A 16,627-nucleotide genomic window follows, 5' to 3' on the forward strand; every position below is an offset into this window, starting at 1 on the left:
CAATAATTACCCCCTATCGCAGTACGCCCAATCGCAACAGAAAAACTACCCCTAGGGTGCAACAGACATATAGGGGCATTAAACGAGCATATAGAGAGCGATTGTAAGCGAAGATAGGCAAATACATTCAGGCAGACAAAACGAGCCTGTATCAAGCCTTACGACAAGCGAATAGCAATGTGCCATATCTAACGTCCGTACACAGACACATAGAACAACAATTCAGTCATCACCAATTAAGTCGCAAAAACAGACTGGCATATTGAATAAATCCTCCATTTTTTACGTTTTTGAATACAGAAAGAAGCTCCTTTTTACAGAAGAATAGATATGGCAGGGAATGTGTACGGTTTAAAATAACCATATACGGAGGATATTTTAGAATTTCGAGGTTCGCCAAGAAATTCTTTTTTTATATTTAGTACTATTATTAGATCATATTCTATATGTATTACTTAATATTATTTCTTAGCAGAAATAATATACGTAATACTATGTAATAAACTTAAGTAGTTAATATTTACTACTTGTAGAATATATATTCTAAGTATATATATTTATCTCTTATCTTCTTGTAATAGTAATATATCTAATATTATCTAATTAGTATTTATATATATTATATATATCTATATATAGGGATTTTTTCTTCTTTATAAAAAAATTATTTTCTAGATTTTGTATTTTATAAAATTTGTATTTTGTAATTTCTAGGTTTTGCATTTTGTAAAAACTAGATTTTGTATTTTGTACTTTACTGTATATGTACATAATGATATATTTAAGTTGTAAAAAGAAGATTGTTATGTAAACTAATTTGATTATCAAAACATTTGATTGTCAAAAGAAATTTAAGAAACTTTGTATTTGGAGGGGTTAAAAATGTTATCAGAAGCACAAAAAAGAGCTAATAAAAAATATGATTTAAAAACGTATAAACAGATAACGCTAAAGATTAGAAAAGATAGCGATGTTTTAAAGTGGTTAGAAAAACAAAATAATAAAAATGGATACATTATAGAACTAATAAGAAAAGACATAAAAAAGCAGGACTAAAAAAGTCCTTTTTTCATGATTGATTTTACACGTATGTACGTGTATTATAATGGTGTAAAAGTTAATTGCTGATCATGCACGGCTTATAGAATAATGCATGATGTGAGTGATAGCACATAGAACTACCACCAATCAAAAACAATTGCAGGTTGCAACCCGTTAAGAAAAAAGGCATAAAAAAGGAGGCTTACAAAATGAAAAGAAGAAAAATCAAAATTGGTGGTATGTGGTTAACTGTTGAAAATTTAAAAGAGTTAACAGAACTACTAGAAACGCAAGAGACAACGGACAAAGAAGCCCCTGGCGGTTATTGTATCTTTGGTGAAAATTACGATTATGAAATTCGAGTTAACAAAGATTACGATCTTATTCTTGAGGAGGTGACAAGGTATTAAAAAACGAAATTAAAAAAAGGTAGTTCTTAGAGCCTGAAAAACTTAAAGGACTACCACCAAAAAATAGCACATACATATTAAATAGAATAGATAGGAGAAAAGCCCCCTTGTATGTGCTTTAAAATTGTATCACGGGGCTTAAAAAAAGAAAATGACAAAAACTGAACTGATCGAAATTAAAATGCAACACATAGACAACGCACTGCACGAAATGGGCGTACTGGAAGAAAATAAAACTTTAAGGACGCACTTTAGTTATAACATTAAAGGCATAGATATTTACACAATAGGAGCGGGCGCTGATGAGCTTGTATATTGTGACACTTACAATAATTTAATTGACGCATTGTCAGGAATGCAAAACTTAATATTTATGATTCAGGCAACACGCAGATAAAGAGAGGATATTAAAATTATGAGTAAAAAAGACATATTAAAAATGGAAACAATCGCATACTATAGCGGTTTTAATGGGTTAGAGATAAAAGGCATAGAGTACGGCATAGACGATTATGTATTGTGTGTTAGTGGGGCGTGGAACGGGAAACCAAAGCCCCACCGATTGAAAATATATTACACAAGCGAAAATGCTTACATAAAATTACACTGGTATAAAATCCCGCTAGATGAGTGTATTAGAACGGGGGCATAAATATGTACATAGGAAACATATATATTAGACGTAACAATGGGGCGTATGTTATAAGTTCTTCTTTCGATTATAGTGAGAGGTTTATAACTTATGAGTTATATTAAACCTAAAACATGGCAGGATCAAAAAGAAGAATACACCAAAACAAAAGAGGTTTTAAACCTCTTTAATCGCTTTTGTGAAGATCAAAAAATGCCTGGATATAAAATCTATAGAAACCTAATTGAAGAAGAAACAAGCAAGCTTATAAACCAATTTAATAAAAGTGAATTGTTTGAGGTTGTTTACTTCTCAACCCTTGAGGGTTTATACAATACCGAGAATTACTACGTTTGCTATAATGCAGAAGAAAGAAGGCTTGAAAGTTTTGATAACTTGGAATGTCTAAAGCAGGTGGAAGAGTTTAAACCACTTCTAAACCTTGTTAAAAGAGGTGTAAAGCATGAATAATAAAATATATGTTTATGCCTTTATAGGTAAAATCTTCTTAAATATTATCGGTTATGCTTCTCTTATTCTTCTTGTTCTTAGTGTTGCAGAGTATTGCTTAAGGGGTTAAAATGTAACCATGATTAGAATATTATTGTTTATAATTGGTTTAGGTTTCTTCTTAAAAGTTGGAATATGGATATTATTATTAATTATTATATATATAATTTACTTAGCTAACAGAGCTAGACATTAATAAACTAGCTCTTTTTTTATCGGTGTTAACATAGCACATCTAAACCACTTATAAATTATGCTCGAAAAGCCTTTACTTAAAGGCTCTTTTTTTATGTCTTGAATGAATGGCATAAAATAGAACTGTTTTATATAAGCCTTTTAAATGCGTTCTAAAGCTCTTTAGTTTCTTCTTAGTCCTTTTATATCCTTTTAGTTGTTTGCTCTTAGCGTGCGTTTATAAGCGTTTTAGCGATATGGATTAATCATATGATATTCCTATATTATTTGAAAAACGCAACAGAAATAAAGGCAACCCTAAAAATCTAAATACCCCTTTTGGGAACTATGAATATTTTCAAACGTTCATATACTACATCCACCCCATTTGTTAGTTTTTTCAATTGTCTTATTAAAAAACAAACTCAAAAATATATACACACTATTTTTATAGAAAAGGAATATAAAAATTAGATTGTATTATGTTGTATAGAATGGCATGCGATTGCATGCAAAACATGCAAATTAGTTATAGTTTTAGTTATATCTCTAGGGATAGTAATAGTTATATATATAATTATTTCTATTCATATATAATTAGTACTAATTATGTAATTATATATTATTAGATAAAACTAAATATATTATATTAGTATATTTAATATGATTCTAAATATAAAAAAAGTATCTCTGTTATAAAGATACTTTTACTAAAATATTAAAAAGTGCTTTCTTGAAATTCCTTAATCGCTTGATTCCAATTTCCTTGACGTTTAATAGCAATCTGTAAAATAGTTTCTTGTTCTTCTTCATTGAAATTTTTTATTGCGTTTTCTATTTGAGATACTGTAGCAATCTTGTTAAAGCTATCTTCCCCTTTCCATTGGCTTTTTTTTATTTCTACCAATTTATCCATTAAATCATTATAATTTTTATCAATTTCTAAATTTGTATCCTTTTCTTTCCATCTACATTTAGCGTTTGCGGAAGCTGTTTCACTTCTTTTTTTTGTATCTTCTAAATCGTGATTTACTTTTTCAATTTGATAATAATAAATACTTGCGATATTAGGAGATACAGAGTTATTTATATCTCCACTTTCAACATAATTTAATACTTCTTTAAAGAATAAACCTACGGTTTCATTATTTAAATGCTTTACCATAGGCACCATATCTTTAACCCATATTCTTATATAAACTAAATCTTGTACGCCATTTACAATACGCTTTGCCACAATTCATTACCTCTTATTCATGTTAATAAACGCTTCTTTGGCGTGAACTGGATTAGAAATATCTTGCCCTTTATAGGCTTCTTGGAAGCGTTCAAGCTCTTTTTGTGATATTGCATAACCTCTACTTGTTTTTGTCGCTTGTAACATACCTAAACCAATCCACATAGAAACCATATCTTTATGACATAAACAAAGTTTTGCTACTTCTTCCCTAGATAGCATAGCTAAAGAATTATAGTTACATGTTCTTACATCATTAACATTCTCGACTTCTTTTTCAATATCCATATTAATCACGCTCCTTTACAATCTCATCAATAATATTAAAAATCTTATCTTTTTCTTCTTGTGGTAATTCATGTCTCAACTTACGAATAAAATAACATTCACTTGTTTCTAGCTTTTCCGCTATCTCCCATAAATAAACCGCTTTGCTTTTTGCTTTTTTTCTGATTTCTAAGTTACATTTCTTTTTCATTATTTCATACCTCCTCTTGTGTAACTTTTTTAGATTGTTGTTGACAATCCATTCATTCGGAATTATTCTTTAGTTGTCTTTAATACAACTACAACAACTATATCACTATTTATTCAAAGAAAATGAAAATCGATATAAAGTAAATCTTATAGTTGTTGCATTATACCAATAACAACTTTAGGAGGTTTAAAATGAAATTAACTTTTGGAGAAAGATTAAAAGACATTATGGAAGAAAAAAAAATAACGCAAAAAGAATTATGTAAACTTACAGGCATAAGTACCACTACTTTAAGTAATGCAATGAATGATATAAGCAGAAGTGAATACGACAAAGAGCAAGGTGTAGTTATGAAATGTAACAACCTTATAAAAATTTGTAATGTTTTAAATGTTTCTGCGGATTACTTACTTGGACTTACGAATGTTCAAGATATAGGAAATATAGAAAAAAACGAAATTTCTAAAATAACAGGATTAAGCGGAAAAAGTATCAATAAATTACAATACTTTAATTCAAAAGAACAAAAACAAATTAAAGCATTAAATCTCATTCTTGAAAATAGTGATTATCTTTTATCAAATTTATATGACTATTTCGAAATATATCCTTTTGGAGAAAGTTGGGGAGATATTAACGAAATAGGTAGAATGATGAGTGATTACGACCAAGAAAAATTAGCTTTGTTAGAACTCATGGAAACTATAGAATTATTTAAATCTCATTTAAAACATGAGTTTGATGAACAATACAGAAAAAAGAAAATCAACGATTTAGAAAGGAGAATTTCAACAGAAAATCTAACAGAGGAACAATTTAAAGAATTAGAAAGTTTAATCAATAAGTTAAAGAAATACGATAAAGACTCTTTAATTTAAAAATAATAATTTATAACAAAATTAAAGGAGGTGATGTAAATAAATAAGCGAATAGCAAAATAAAAACCCCATGCTACGAACATGAGGCTAGAAGCGTAAACAGTATTGGCGTACACGTTTACGCTCCTATTATAGCAAATTAAACGACATGTACAAAAAGAAAATTAATTAATAGGAGGTTAAAACATGTCAATAAGATTTAGAAAATTTAAACATGGAGGTAGTTATCAAGTTTACTTTAATTATGAAGATTGCGGATTGAAAAAAAGATATTCAAAAGGAGGCTTTAAAACTAAAAGAGAAGCACAGGCACATGAAACAGAAATGAAAAACGAAATACTAAAAAATGGAAAGCCTAAACCTAAAGAAAAGAAAACACTTAATGAAGTTTATAAAGAATTTATGGAAGTTGCACACATGGAATATCAATATAACAGTATTAGAACTTTCAAATATTCGCATAAACATTTTAAAGACAATATTGGAAAAATGTATATAGATGAGATTAGATACTCACATTTACAAAGCTTCTTTGAATCAAGAAAAAATTATGGTATTGAACAAAACAAAAATATCAGAAAAACATTAAACGCAACATTTAAACATGCTAGAAGAAGCGAATACATTACAACCGACCCTCTAAGAGACATTAAAATTAAAGGCATTGAAAAACATCAAGAAAAACATGTTATTTCTGAAGCCGATTATCACAGGATTAAAGACGAATTAAAAAACTATAATGATTTTAAACACGACTCTTTCTCAATCGCGGTTAGTCTAGCATATTTACAAGGACTAAGATTAAGTGAGATATGTGCTTTAGAAAAAAAAGATATTGATTTAGATAAAATGACAATCAATATCAATAAAAAAATGAATTATAAAAGCTTAAGAAAAAAAGATGTATCAGTTAGTCATGAAATGAAATCAAAAAATTCTAAAGCGGTTCTACCTATTTCAAACGAATTAGCGAACATTTTAAAGGAATGGTATCAAATCAATCCTTATGAAAAAATTATCTGTTATGAAGATGGTAATTATATGCAACCCGAAATTATGACAAACACAATTCGACAAGTATTTAAAAAATTAGGAATTAAAGGTCGTTTCCATGATTTAAGACATTCATTTATATCCAATGGAGAAGCCAAGGGAATAACAATGATGGTTATGAAAGATTTAGCTAGACATTCAAGCATTAACACAACCGCTAATATTTATACGCATATAGAAGAATCTAGAAAAAGAGAAGCTATTGAAATCATTTCTAATGAAAAATGTGTCGCAAAAGTGTCGCAAGAGGATAAAAAAATAAAAACTCTTGCATAATCCCCTTTATATAAAGGACTTACAAGAGTTTTCATAAGCATAAATGGTGGACTCTTAGGGATTCGAACCCTAGACCCACTGATTAAGAGTCAGTTGCTCTGCCAACTGAGCTAAGAGTCCATCAATCAGTGCTTAATAATATTAGCATATTTTCAAGACGGAAACAAGAGTTTTTATACCATTCAATTAAAATTTCATAGGAATATCCTATGAGATCTTACATTTAAATAAACTTTTTTATATCCTCTATCAATTTATATCCTTGATCATATAAGGACTCTAATTGTTCTTTATCTTTATTTAAAGTTTTCATATTCTCAATATGTTCTGGTGATACAATACAAACTTTTCCACTTCTTTCAAGTTCTAAAGCTGTTGCCAACTGTTCGTTATAAAGATAAGCTCGGTTCATCAGTTTCTTTGATGATTCTGGATAAGAATGTTCCAGTAATTTTGCCGGGACTAGATCTTTTTTAGGATCACGCATCCATGTCTTAGGTCGAGTTAAGATCAAAACGATCTTGTCGCATCCCTTATCTAAAGCTCTTTGTAAAGGAATAGGATCCGACATACCACCATCGAAATAAACTTCTCCATCGATTGGATATGGCCTACAAAGAACAGGTAGACAGCTGCTAGCCTTTAATATGTCGTAACAGTTAATAGGCATATCTTTTTTAGAAAAATACACAGCATTTCCAGTCTCTGCTTCTGTACTAACAACTTCTAATTGCATCGGGTTTGAAGAAAAAGTACTATAATCAATTGGATCTTCCCCATTCGCATTGCTTAAACCTGAGTATATATAATCAAGGTCTACATAATTTCCTTTTTTAACTAGGTTTTTAAATGACATATATTCTTTTCTGAATGCATACTCTGTATAAAATCGCTTGCTCCTTCCTTTCTGTTTTGCCATAAAACCTGCTAAATTTGCACTTCCAGCCGAAACACCGATTCCTAAATCAAATGTAATGTTGTTTTCTAGGCATGCATCAAATACACCGGCTCCAAATATATCGCGCATTCCACCGCCTACATCAATAATTCCAATTTTCATACAAAGTATTATAACGCTTTTTTCATAAATGTTAAGTTTTACAAAAAAAATTAAGGAAAGCTTTCTTTCCTTAATTTATACGTTCATATACTACATGTTGATAATGTATATCATTTTCAAAGATATCATTAATAACGCTTCGATGATATTCTGATTTATCAAACTCTGGGAAATAAACATCTGCATCATAAGATTGATCGATTTCTGTCAAGATCAACTTTGACGCAAAAGGTAACATTTGACTATAAATCTGAGCCCCGCCAATCACAAATATTTCCTCATCCTTATCTTGATAAGCTTCCATAAAAGCATTGATATCACTGAATATTTCTACTTGCTGATCCAAATCTGGATTACTTCTAGAAATAACAATATGATGTCTTTTAGGCAACATACCGGGCAAAGATTCAAAAGTTTTTCTACCCATTATGATCGTATGTCCTTTTGTTTGTTCTCTAAAAAATTTAAGATCTGTAGGTAAATGCCAGATTAAATCATTATTTTTCCCTAATTCACGATTTTTTCCAATTGCAGCGATCATTGTTAGTTTCATAAAATCTCCTATTGAGCTAATGGAAATTTAATTTTTCCCATATGTTCATACCCTATTAATTTAATATCTTTAATATCTTTAGAAGAATCAAAATCATAGAAATCTTTAATTTCAGGGTTTAACCATAATTCCGGTGCTTTTAGATCACCTTTTGTATGAAAACGTTCCAACTGTTCTTTGATTCCATCAACCTGATTCACATAAATATGAGCATCTTTGATGGACCAGTCAATCGTACCTGCTTTTAATCCTGTGACTTGTGCCAACATTTTCAATAATACTGCATACTGTGTTACATTGAATGGCAATCCTAAAGGAACATCACAACTTCTTTGATGCACCCATGCATTTAATGTACCATTTGTCACATCCCATTCACTCGACCAAACACAACTAGGTAAAACAGCTGTATCCAAATATTCATCCTGCCATAAGGAAATCACTCTTCTTCGATCGTTTACATTATTTTTTAATGAATCAATCAAACGATCCATCAATTTAAATCTCTTAACGATATATCCATAAGCAGTTCCAATCGTATTGGCAAATTTAGGATCAAAATGTTTAAGTACTTCTCCTGTTTTTTCATCACGCCAATCTCCGTTTTCATCAATTTGCCAAAGATCCCATATATGCACATTGCGTTCCTGAAGCCATCGAACATCATTTGACTGTGCTTGATAGATCCATAACATCTCAAGGACCGCTTGACGAATAAACAGTTGTTTTGTGGTCAAGATTGGAAATTCTTCTCCAACATTTAATTGAAAATGAGCACTTGGTAATTTAATCGTATCAATACCTGTACGATTGGCTACCTGTACACCATTGGTCAAAATATTTTCGCAAAGTTCACAATAAATCTTATCCCAAGCAGACATTATTTGTCCTCCTTAAGTACATGATCAAATAAGAAATGCCCTAATGCATCTTCATCATTGGTGTATTCACTGACATAATTTGCGACATCTTTTGCTCCCTGACATCCATTTTTCATACATACGCCCATTCCAACATAATCAAGCATCTGAATGTCGTTAGCCTCATCACCAAAGGCAACGCAGTTTTCAAGATTCACTCCAAAGTGCTTACAAAGTTTTTTAATTCCATATCCTTTATTGATGGCCGGATCACAATACTCAAATAAATTATTTGCAGTATTAAATCCAACACAATCATCTCTTTTGAATAATTTAGAACGTTCTACAACTTTTGGCATATATGCTGGATCACAATAAATGATTAGTTTGTTGACAGTACGATCTTTTAAGAAAGACTCCATATCGACTTCTATTTCTGTTTCTCCAAACAGTTTAGCATGTGCTCTTGTTTCTTCAGTTGATTTACTAGTATAGCGAATATCACCTACTAAGACATGGAAAATAACATCCATATCTTTATAAAAGTTGATGATATCCAAGATGATCTTACCATCTAATAAGTGAAACTCTTCCTTTGTACGACGACGAATATCGTATATGACACCGCCGTTCATACCCATAATGAAGCTGACACTATCTTCGATTTTCCAATCTTCCAACATTGCGTGTACTGTTTCTACAGGCCTTCCAGAGGCAATGCCAAATAAGATTCCTTTATGTTTTAAAGCAGAAATCGCTTCGCGATTTAGTTTAGATACTTCCTTTTTACTGTTTAAGAAAGTTCCATCTAAGTCAGTCGCAACGAGAGTTACAGTATTCATAAAATTTCTCCTTATTGTTTATTGTATTTTAAGAAAGCGGCATACCCTTTCTTTGCTTCATAAATATCGGCTTTTGAAGCCAATTCAAATGGGGCATGCATATTGTGTAAGGCAATACCACAGTCAATGACCTGCATACCATAATTAGCTAAGATGAAGGCAATTGTTCCCCCTCCACCTTGATCGACCTTACCAAGTTCACTCGTTTGATAAATAACATTGTCTTTGTCCATTACAGCTCTTAACTGTGCTAGATATTCAGCATTGGCATCATTACATCCGCTCTTTCCTCTAGAACCTGTGTATTTATTGAACACCAATCCTTTTCCAAATTCAGCCTGATTTCTTGGACTGCTGACAGATGCATAAATTGGATCGTGTGCCGCAGAAACATCGCTTGATAACATATCTGAATTAATAAATGCACGCTTTAGTGCAAGTTCGTTGTAACAATTCATCGCATTCATAACTTCGGCAACAAAGTTTTCAAAGAATTTTGATTTCATACCAGTAGCTCCATTAGAGCCTACTTCCTCTTTATCTACAAGAAGACATACTCCTGTTCTTTCAAGGTCTATAGCTTCTAATTGAGCTCTTAATGATGTATAAGCACAGATGCGATCATCATGCCCATAACCTAAGATCATGGATTCATCAAAACCACATGAACGAGCTTTACCACTCGGTACAACTTCAAGTTCAGCACTGATGAAGTCTTCTTCTTCAAAGCCATATTTATTCTTTAATAATTTAAGAATGTTTGCTTTTACTGGTTCTTTTTCTTCTTCATTTAAAGGAATGGAACCAACCGTAACATTTAAGTTCTCTCCTTCGATCACCTCAGAAGCTTTTTTCTGCATTTGATCTGCACTTAGATGAACCAAAAGATCACTAATCACAAAAACTGGATCATCTTCCTTATCACCGACTTCAATTTCAATAGTCGATCCATCTTTTAAACAAACTACTCCATAAATAGCCAAAGGAATCGTTACCCATTGATATTTCTTTACACCACCATAATAGTGTGTATCAAAATATGCAATTTCTCCATCTTCATATAAAGGATTTTGTTTAAGATCCAACCTCGGTGAGTCAATATGTGCACCTAAAATGTTCATTCCCTCTTCTATGGGTCTATTACCAATATGCATCAAGGCAACCGATTTATTCATCATATTCATGTATACTTTATCTTGAGGTTTTAAAGATTCTTTATTTTTAATGATCTCGTTAATATCTTTATATCCATGTTTTTTAGCTTCTTCCAAGATCAAAGAAACACATTTTCGTTCCGTTTTTCCTTTGCTTAAAAATGTCATATAGTCATCTGATAAGCTCATAACTTCTTTCAACTGAGTTTCATCATATGTAGTCCATGCATTTTTCATAATGTACCCTCCAATTGCTTTAATAATCTTTTAGATAGATTGATCTTATCGGCATCTGTATTATGCCACTCGATCGTACCCGTCGAATCATTCAAAAGATTTTTATGAGTCAATATATCTTTTAGATGATGTGCTGTGCCATAGTTTCCGTCAATCAGCTGAATAGATGAAGGCAGCATATCCTGTAGGCGCTCTTTATAAAAGACAAAATGTGTACATCCTAAAACAATACTGTCAATTTCTTCTCCTTGTGTCTGATGTAAATACTCATGCAATGCTGCATATACTAAATCAGCATTCTGCAGTTTTTCAGTTTCAACTAGTTCAACCAATTTTGGACAAGGAATCTTGTAAATCGTATGTTCATCTTCAAAGCGTTCCATTAGACGGGCAAACTTTTTTTCTTTTAATGTAAGGTTTGTTGCCCAAACGGCTATTTTTTGATGTTCACCTTTTTCACAAGCGACTTTTAAAGCCGGCTCCATACCGATAATATCAATTGGATATTTATCCCTTAATAAGTTCACACAGGCACTCGTTGCCGTATTGCATGCAATGACAATGGCTTTTACATCTTGTGCCATAAAAAAATCGCAGATTTCAATACAACGTTCTGTAATCTCTTCCTTAGATTTTGTTCCATATGGATTATGAAGACTGTCACCAAAATAGATCAGATCTTCCTTAGGCATTAAATCATGTATCGTATGCAAAACACTGATACCACCTAGACCTGAATCAAAAACGCCGATCTTACTGGAAAAATCCATAGATATATCAACTCCTGACTTTGTAAATTATACCCTTATTTATATATTATTTCTAGCTATATACATGAAAAGAACTGGCTTTTCAAAACTTATTTTTTCATTATGATAAGTTTTGCACCAGTTCTTTTCTTTGTTATATTCCATAATTTCTTGAACTATTTACCTTTATCATCTTTTCTGGAAGACTTTCTCTTAAAGGTTTTTTCTTCCTCCTCTAATTTGAGTCGCTATCTTCTCTTTCATGAAGTTAATACTTCTTCTTGAGATTTTATCCTCATTATTCAGGATTTTCTTATTTTTGTCTTTCTTCTACCTTGTTCAAGAATTTTATGGATATTACATAGATTTTTTTATCTATGTTATAACCTGTTTCTTTTTACACTCATATAATAACATAGAAATTCTTACTTACAAGTCAAGTGGAAAAGTTGGTCACAATAATGGAATTTCTTATAAGAAAAAGAAAAAAAGTGCTTCTACAAGCACTTTTTACTATTCAACACCGATGATGAAAGAATAAACCGGTTGATTCCCTTCATGGATTTCTACTTCAGCATCGGAAGTATCTTCGATATATTCGGCAATCTCTTCAGCTTGTTCCAGTGTTGCTGTATCACCATAAATTAATGTTACAAGTTCAGAATCCTCATCTAACATTTTGTCTAACAAAGCTTTTGTTGAAGCCATCATATCTGGATCCGATACAACGATGGCTTTTCCAAAGATGCCCATATATTCATCTTTCTTGATTTCCAAGCCTTCGTATGTTGTATCTTTAATGGCATACGTAACTTCTCCGGATTTAACATGATCGATAGCTTCCTGCATTTCGGCTAAGTTATCTTCAATGTCTACTTCAGGATTGAACATGATACATGCACTTAATCCTTGAGGAATCGTCTTTGTTGGAAGCACATGAATATCCTTGTCTTCACAAACTTGACATGCCTGATTTGCCGCAAGAACAATATTTGAGTTATTTGGAAGAATAATAATGTGATCTGCATTTACTTTTCCAATAGCCGATACAAAATCTTCTGTACTAGGGTTCATTGTTTGGCCTCCGCCGACAACGATATCCGCTCTTAATTCTTTAAACATCGCATCGATACCTTTGCCTGGAGCAACAGTGATGATTGCATATTTTTTATGCTCTGCAACAACTTCTTCTTCCTCTTCTTTTTCTAAGATGTTGTCATGCTGTTCCTGCATATTTTCGATTTTTAATTTCATGAAACGTCCACGACGTTTTCCCATTTTAATGGCTGTCTGAGGTTCTAAAGTGTGGACATGAACTTTAACTAGATCATCATCTTGTACACAAACGATTGAATTTCCAATCGTTGCTAATTCATTTTTGAAATCTTCTTCAGAAAAGTGCTTAATTCCTGTTGGTGTTAGATGAAGGATAAATTCCGTACAGAATCCAAATTCCTCTTCTCCCCCTTCAATTTTTGTTTGAGCACTATCATATGAGGAAGCATCATTCGATGGAGCAATCACTTCACCTTTCATCGCAGACAAAAAGCCTTCCAAAATAATACAAAGTCCTTTACCTCCACTATCAACAACACCAACTTCAGCAAGAACTGGTAAAAGTTCCGGTGTTCTAAGAAGCGATTCATTTGCCTCAAGCACCATTTTCTCCATAACTTTGATGCAGTCTGTGATTTCTTCTGTCACAGTATAAGCATATGTATAATCTGCTGCTTCTCTGACTACCGTTAAGATCGTTCCTTCAACCGGACGCATAACAGCTCGATAAGCAACTCTAGATCCATTCACCAAGGCTTGAGCAAGCTGTAAAGCATCCATGTCTTCTAGATGTTCAACAGATTGAAAAAAGCCTCTAAAAATTTGAGAAGTAATAACACCAGAGTTTCCTCTAGCCCCCATCAATAATCCTCGAGATAAAACTTTGGCCACCTTGCCAACATGATCTTCCTCTACTTTGATTGCATCATTGACTCCGCTAGAAAAAGTCAAAGACATATTTGTTCCGGTATCACCATCCGGTACCGGGAATACGTTTAAAGAATCGACTTCAGCCGAATGATTGGTAAGATTATTCATACCTGAAGCCAACATATCTTTAAATAACTTTCCACTTATTCTCTCCATGTGATTCACCTACTTCAATACTCTTACGCCCTGGACGAAGATATTTACCTGAGAACATTTTACTTCTAGTGTTTTTTCCAAAACATACTTAACACGTTTCTGTGCTTCATAAACAACTTCATGTAGCTTAATGCCATGTAAAGCAATGATGTAAAGATCCAAAACAAGGCCTTCTGCATCCTGACGGACAACTACGCCTTTAGCATAATTTTCTTTTTTTAATAATTCGGCCCAACCATCACGAACTGCTTTCTGTGATGCCATTCCGACAACACCATAGCATTCTGTGATCGTTCCACCAGCTAGACTTGAGATCGCATCAAGAGAAATACTGATATTACCATACTCGGTTGATTTATTTATAGGCATATTAAAATCCTCCTGTTATTAACTAATTATATCGCAACTATTCAATGAAAACAAACTTATTCAACAATCTGATCATAAGAAGCTGTCTCTGCATTCCAACGATACAGTAAACCTGTATTAGGATCACGATAAACATCTAAACTAGCTGAATATTCAAGTCCTAGATCATTATTGATTGTCCAGTCTGTGGCTTGATCATATACACTTTGGGTATTTTCCGTTATCTCTTGTGATGTATCAGTCGTTTCCTGTTGATTTTCTTCTGTATTTTGGTTTTGATCTTCTTCTTTTGCTTCATCTTTGGCATTCGTGCTGCCATCAATCAAACTACCTATATCAGCACAGTCGATCTTATCTATAGCTGAATGTTGTGCATCCAATAATAAACACGCATTCTGACCATGAAGTTCTGTTAACATCGCCTGATAATTTGCCATCATGACTAAAGAATCCATACTTGTATAAACAATGTTACCATCCTGCATTGTCATCTTGATCATATTGTCATCATACGAAGTTTGAAATGGGACCATTTCCGCAATTTTTTCTATAACAGAACGAGACAGTGATTTTGCGTTTTTCTTAAACTGCTTCGCAATTTCTTTACGTTGTGATTCGTTAAAATCTGATAAAAGTGGAAAATGTACAATCGTTTTTAAGTACTTTGTATCTAATTCAATCGATTCATTATCTATAGTTAACAAGTAATTCTTATTGTCCTGTACATAATAACCGATGACCACCTTCTCTTCAATTTCAAACGATATCTTGTTTTGTGATTTGTGTACCGTAGCATCGGCAATCAAAGGATTGCTTTCAAGTCGATTCTCAATCAAAAAACCAGGTGTTAGCCATAATCTGGTATCCGTACTAACATCAGCAATCTGATAAATCTGTTTATCAGTATAATAATAATTTCCGCTCGAGCTTAAAACATGTGTCCTAGAATCAAATGAAAAATAATAAACAACCAAACTAGCCAAAACAAAAACAATACTGCTTAAGATGATACACGTTCTAATTGAAAATGAACGTTTCTTTTTAGATTTTTTTTGTTTTCTTACCAATGCATCTGCTCCACTTCTGGAATCAGATCAATATCATACAGTTCTTTTGCCTTGGCTTGGATCATTGTGATCAAGGCACGAACATCGGAAGCTGTAGCATCTCCAGTCGCATTGACAATAAAGTTACAATGCTTTGTACTGACTTGAGCGCCACCTATTTGATGCCCTCTTAATCCCATCTCTTCGATCAATTTCCATGCCGGGATCGTTTCCGGATTTCTGAACACACTTCCGGCACAAGGCATATTCAGAGGTTGTGAATCCATTCTTCGTTTTCTTCTTGAGTCCATCAGATCTCGAATATCATCATGTTCAGCTTTTTCAAGTTTAAAGCGGCCAGCTAATATTGTCCAATCTTTATGTTCTTGAAAAGCAGAGTGTCTATATCCATAATCTAAATCTTCCTTTTTGATCCATTCAATACGTCCATCCTTTAATACACAAACATCAATCAATAAACTTGAAAGATTTGATCTATAAGCTCCTGCATTCATATATAGACCACCACCTACAGAACCAGGTATTCCAGAGGCAAATTCCAACCCGGATAAAGAACGTTTCATAGCTTCCACAGATAAATTGATAATTGAACATCCTGCCTGAGCTACTAGAGTTCCATCCGGTTCAAAATAGTAATCGTTTAATGTACCGTCCAAATTAATGATCGCACCATCAAAATCAGTATCATCACATAAGATATTTGAACCTCTTCCAGTTACATGATACGGAATTTTTTCATCTTGTAGTATATCCAGGATACACATCAAAGCCGTTTCGTTGTGTGGTGTTATATAATAAGCAACATTTCCACCAATGTGGTATGTCGTATGTTTCTTCATTGGTTCATTTTCCAATACTTTTCCATATACTTTTAATCGTGTTAAAACAGACATATAATTCCCCTTT

The 16,627-nt window shown here is 32.5% G+C and carries 20 protein-coding genes and 1 tRNA gene; 7 read left to right on the forward strand and 14 right to left on the reverse strand.

What is annotated here, in order from left to right; all coding sequences use genetic code 11:
* Positions 1 to 882: 882 nt before the first annotated feature.
* From HMPREF0367_RS10485 to HMPREF0367_RS07440, 5 genes are all read left to right on the forward strand, one after another.
* Complete coding sequence (locus HMPREF0367_RS10485; RefSeq protein WP_154654096.1) at positions 883 to 1,056, forward strand: hypothetical protein; 174 nt, start codon at positions 883 to 885, stop codon at positions 1,054 to 1,056.
* Positions 1,057 to 1,250: 194 nt separating this feature from the next.
* Complete coding sequence (locus HMPREF0367_RS07425) at positions 1,251 to 1,451, forward strand: hypothetical protein (RefSeq protein WP_035402883.1); 201 nt, start codon at positions 1,251 to 1,253, stop codon at positions 1,449 to 1,451.
* 151 nt (positions 1,452 to 1,602) lie between these two features.
* Positions 1,603 to 1,848: a hypothetical protein gene (locus HMPREF0367_RS07430; RefSeq protein ID WP_035402885.1), complete on the forward strand. Its 246-nt coding sequence runs from the start codon at positions 1,603 to 1,605 to the stop codon at positions 1,846 to 1,848.
* Between the two features lie 18 nt (positions 1,849 to 1,866).
* Positions 1,867 to 2,103, forward strand: coding sequence for a hypothetical protein (locus HMPREF0367_RS07435; RefSeq protein WP_035402887.1), 237 nt, complete (start codon positions 1,867 to 1,869; stop codon positions 2,101 to 2,103).
* A gap of 90 nt (positions 2,104 to 2,193) precedes the next feature.
* Entirely contained in the window at positions 2,194 to 2,553 is a 360-nt protein-coding gene (locus HMPREF0367_RS07440; protein ID WP_035402889.1) for a hypothetical protein, read from the forward strand.
* A 931-nt stretch (positions 2,554 to 3,484) separates the two neighbouring features.
* Here the strand turns inward: HMPREF0367_RS07440 and HMPREF0367_RS07445 are convergent.
* Genes HMPREF0367_RS07445 through HMPREF0367_RS07455 form a run of 3 tightly spaced genes read right to left on the reverse strand, consistent with a single transcriptional unit; the run spans position 3,485 to position 4,481 of the window.
* On the reverse strand, positions 3,485 to 4,003 hold the full coding sequence (locus tag HMPREF0367_RS07445) for a hypothetical protein (protein ID WP_035402891.1): 519 nt from the start codon (positions 4,001 to 4,003) through the stop codon (positions 3,485 to 3,487).
* 6 nt (positions 4,004 to 4,009) lie between these two features.
* On the reverse strand, positions 4,010 to 4,291 hold the full coding sequence (locus tag HMPREF0367_RS07450; protein ID WP_051335217.1) for a MerR family transcriptional regulator: 282 nt from the start codon (positions 4,289 to 4,291) through the stop codon (positions 4,010 to 4,012).
* 1 nt (position 4,292) lies between these two features.
* Positions 4,293 to 4,481 carry a hypothetical protein gene (locus HMPREF0367_RS07455; RefSeq protein ID WP_022356556.1) on the reverse strand — a complete coding sequence of 63 codons (189 nt, stop codon included), beginning with the start codon at positions 4,479 to 4,481 and terminating at the stop codon, positions 4,293 to 4,295.
* A gap of 191 nt (positions 4,482 to 4,672) precedes the next feature.
* On the opposite strand from HMPREF0367_RS07455, the gene HMPREF0367_RS10100 reads away from it, so the two are divergent.
* Positions 4,673 to 5,359: a helix-turn-helix domain-containing protein gene (locus tag HMPREF0367_RS10100; RefSeq protein ID WP_051335218.1), complete on the forward strand. Its 687-nt coding sequence runs from the start codon at positions 4,673 to 4,675 to the stop codon at positions 5,357 to 5,359.
* Between the two features lie 186 nt (positions 5,360 to 5,545).
* A complete protein-coding gene (locus tag HMPREF0367_RS07465) occupies positions 5,546 to 6,688 on the forward strand; it encodes a site-specific integrase (RefSeq protein WP_035402892.1) in 1,143 nt (380 codons plus the stop codon).
* 44 nt (positions 6,689 to 6,732) lie between these two features.
* On the opposite strand, the gene HMPREF0367_RS07470 is transcribed toward HMPREF0367_RS07465, so the two are convergent.
* The 11 genes from HMPREF0367_RS07470 to murB form a co-directional block, all read right to left on the reverse strand.
* Positions 6,733 to 6,808: transfer RNA gene (locus HMPREF0367_RS07470), tRNA-Lys, on the reverse strand.
* A gap of 103 nt (positions 6,809 to 6,911) precedes the next feature.
* Positions 6,912 to 7,748 (reverse strand): patatin-like phospholipase family protein, encoded by an 837-nt coding sequence (locus HMPREF0367_RS07475; protein WP_035402894.1) that lies wholly within the window; start codon positions 7,746 to 7,748, stop codon positions 6,912 to 6,914.
* Between the two features lie 70 nt (positions 7,749 to 7,818).
* Positions 7,819 to 8,301, reverse strand: a complete 483-nt coding sequence (locus HMPREF0367_RS07480) for a dihydrofolate reductase (protein WP_035402896.1) — start codon at positions 8,299 to 8,301, stop codon at positions 7,819 to 7,821.
* 8 nt (positions 8,302 to 8,309) lie between these two features.
* The gene (thyA, locus tag HMPREF0367_RS07485; RefSeq protein ID WP_035402899.1) at positions 8,310 to 9,182 is read right to left on the reverse strand and encodes a thymidylate synthase; all 873 of its coding nucleotides are present in this window, start codon (positions 9,180 to 9,182) and stop codon (positions 8,310 to 8,312) included.
* Entirely contained in the window at positions 9,182 to 10,003 is an 822-nt protein-coding gene (locus HMPREF0367_RS07490) for a Cof-type HAD-IIB family hydrolase (RefSeq protein ID WP_035402903.1), read from the reverse strand. The genes thyA and HMPREF0367_RS07490 overlap by 1 nt, the downstream gene beginning before the upstream one ends.
* 11 nt (positions 10,004 to 10,014) lie before the next feature.
* On the reverse strand, positions 10,015 to 11,394 hold the full coding sequence (locus HMPREF0367_RS07495; protein WP_428829655.1) for an aminopeptidase: 1,380 nt from the start codon (positions 11,392 to 11,394) through the stop codon (positions 10,015 to 10,017).
* Entirely contained in the window at positions 11,391 to 12,164 is a 774-nt protein-coding gene (gene murI / locus HMPREF0367_RS07500; protein WP_035402908.1) for a glutamate racemase, read from the reverse strand. The genes HMPREF0367_RS07495 and murI overlap by 4 nt, the downstream gene beginning before the upstream one ends.
* A 492-nt stretch (positions 12,165 to 12,656) precedes the next feature.
* Entirely contained in the window at positions 12,657 to 14,285 is a 1,629-nt protein-coding gene (locus HMPREF0367_RS07505) for a DAK2 domain-containing protein (RefSeq protein WP_022356547.1), read from the reverse strand.
* A 9-nt stretch (positions 14,286 to 14,294) separates the two neighbouring features.
* A complete protein-coding gene (locus HMPREF0367_RS07510) occupies positions 14,295 to 14,654 on the reverse strand; it encodes an Asp23/Gls24 family envelope stress response protein (RefSeq protein ID WP_035402911.1) in 360 nt (119 codons plus the stop codon).
* Between the two features lie 56 nt (positions 14,655 to 14,710).
* Complete coding sequence (locus HMPREF0367_RS07515; RefSeq protein ID WP_022356545.1) at positions 14,711 to 15,721, reverse strand: FtsQ-type POTRA domain-containing protein; 1,011 nt, start codon at positions 15,719 to 15,721, stop codon at positions 14,711 to 14,713.
* Entirely contained in the window at positions 15,715 to 16,614 is a 900-nt protein-coding gene (gene murB / locus HMPREF0367_RS07520; protein ID WP_022356544.1) for a UDP-N-acetylmuramate dehydrogenase, read from the reverse strand. The genes HMPREF0367_RS07515 and murB overlap by 7 nt, the downstream gene beginning before the upstream one ends.
* Between the last annotated feature and the right edge of the window lie 13 nt (positions 16,615 to 16,627).

It is taken from the genome of Faecalitalea cylindroides ATCC 27803, from assembly GCF_000469305.1.
Taxonomy (GTDB): domain Bacteria; phylum Bacillota_I; class Bacilli_A; order Erysipelotrichales; family Erysipelotrichaceae; genus Faecalitalea; species Faecalitalea cylindroides.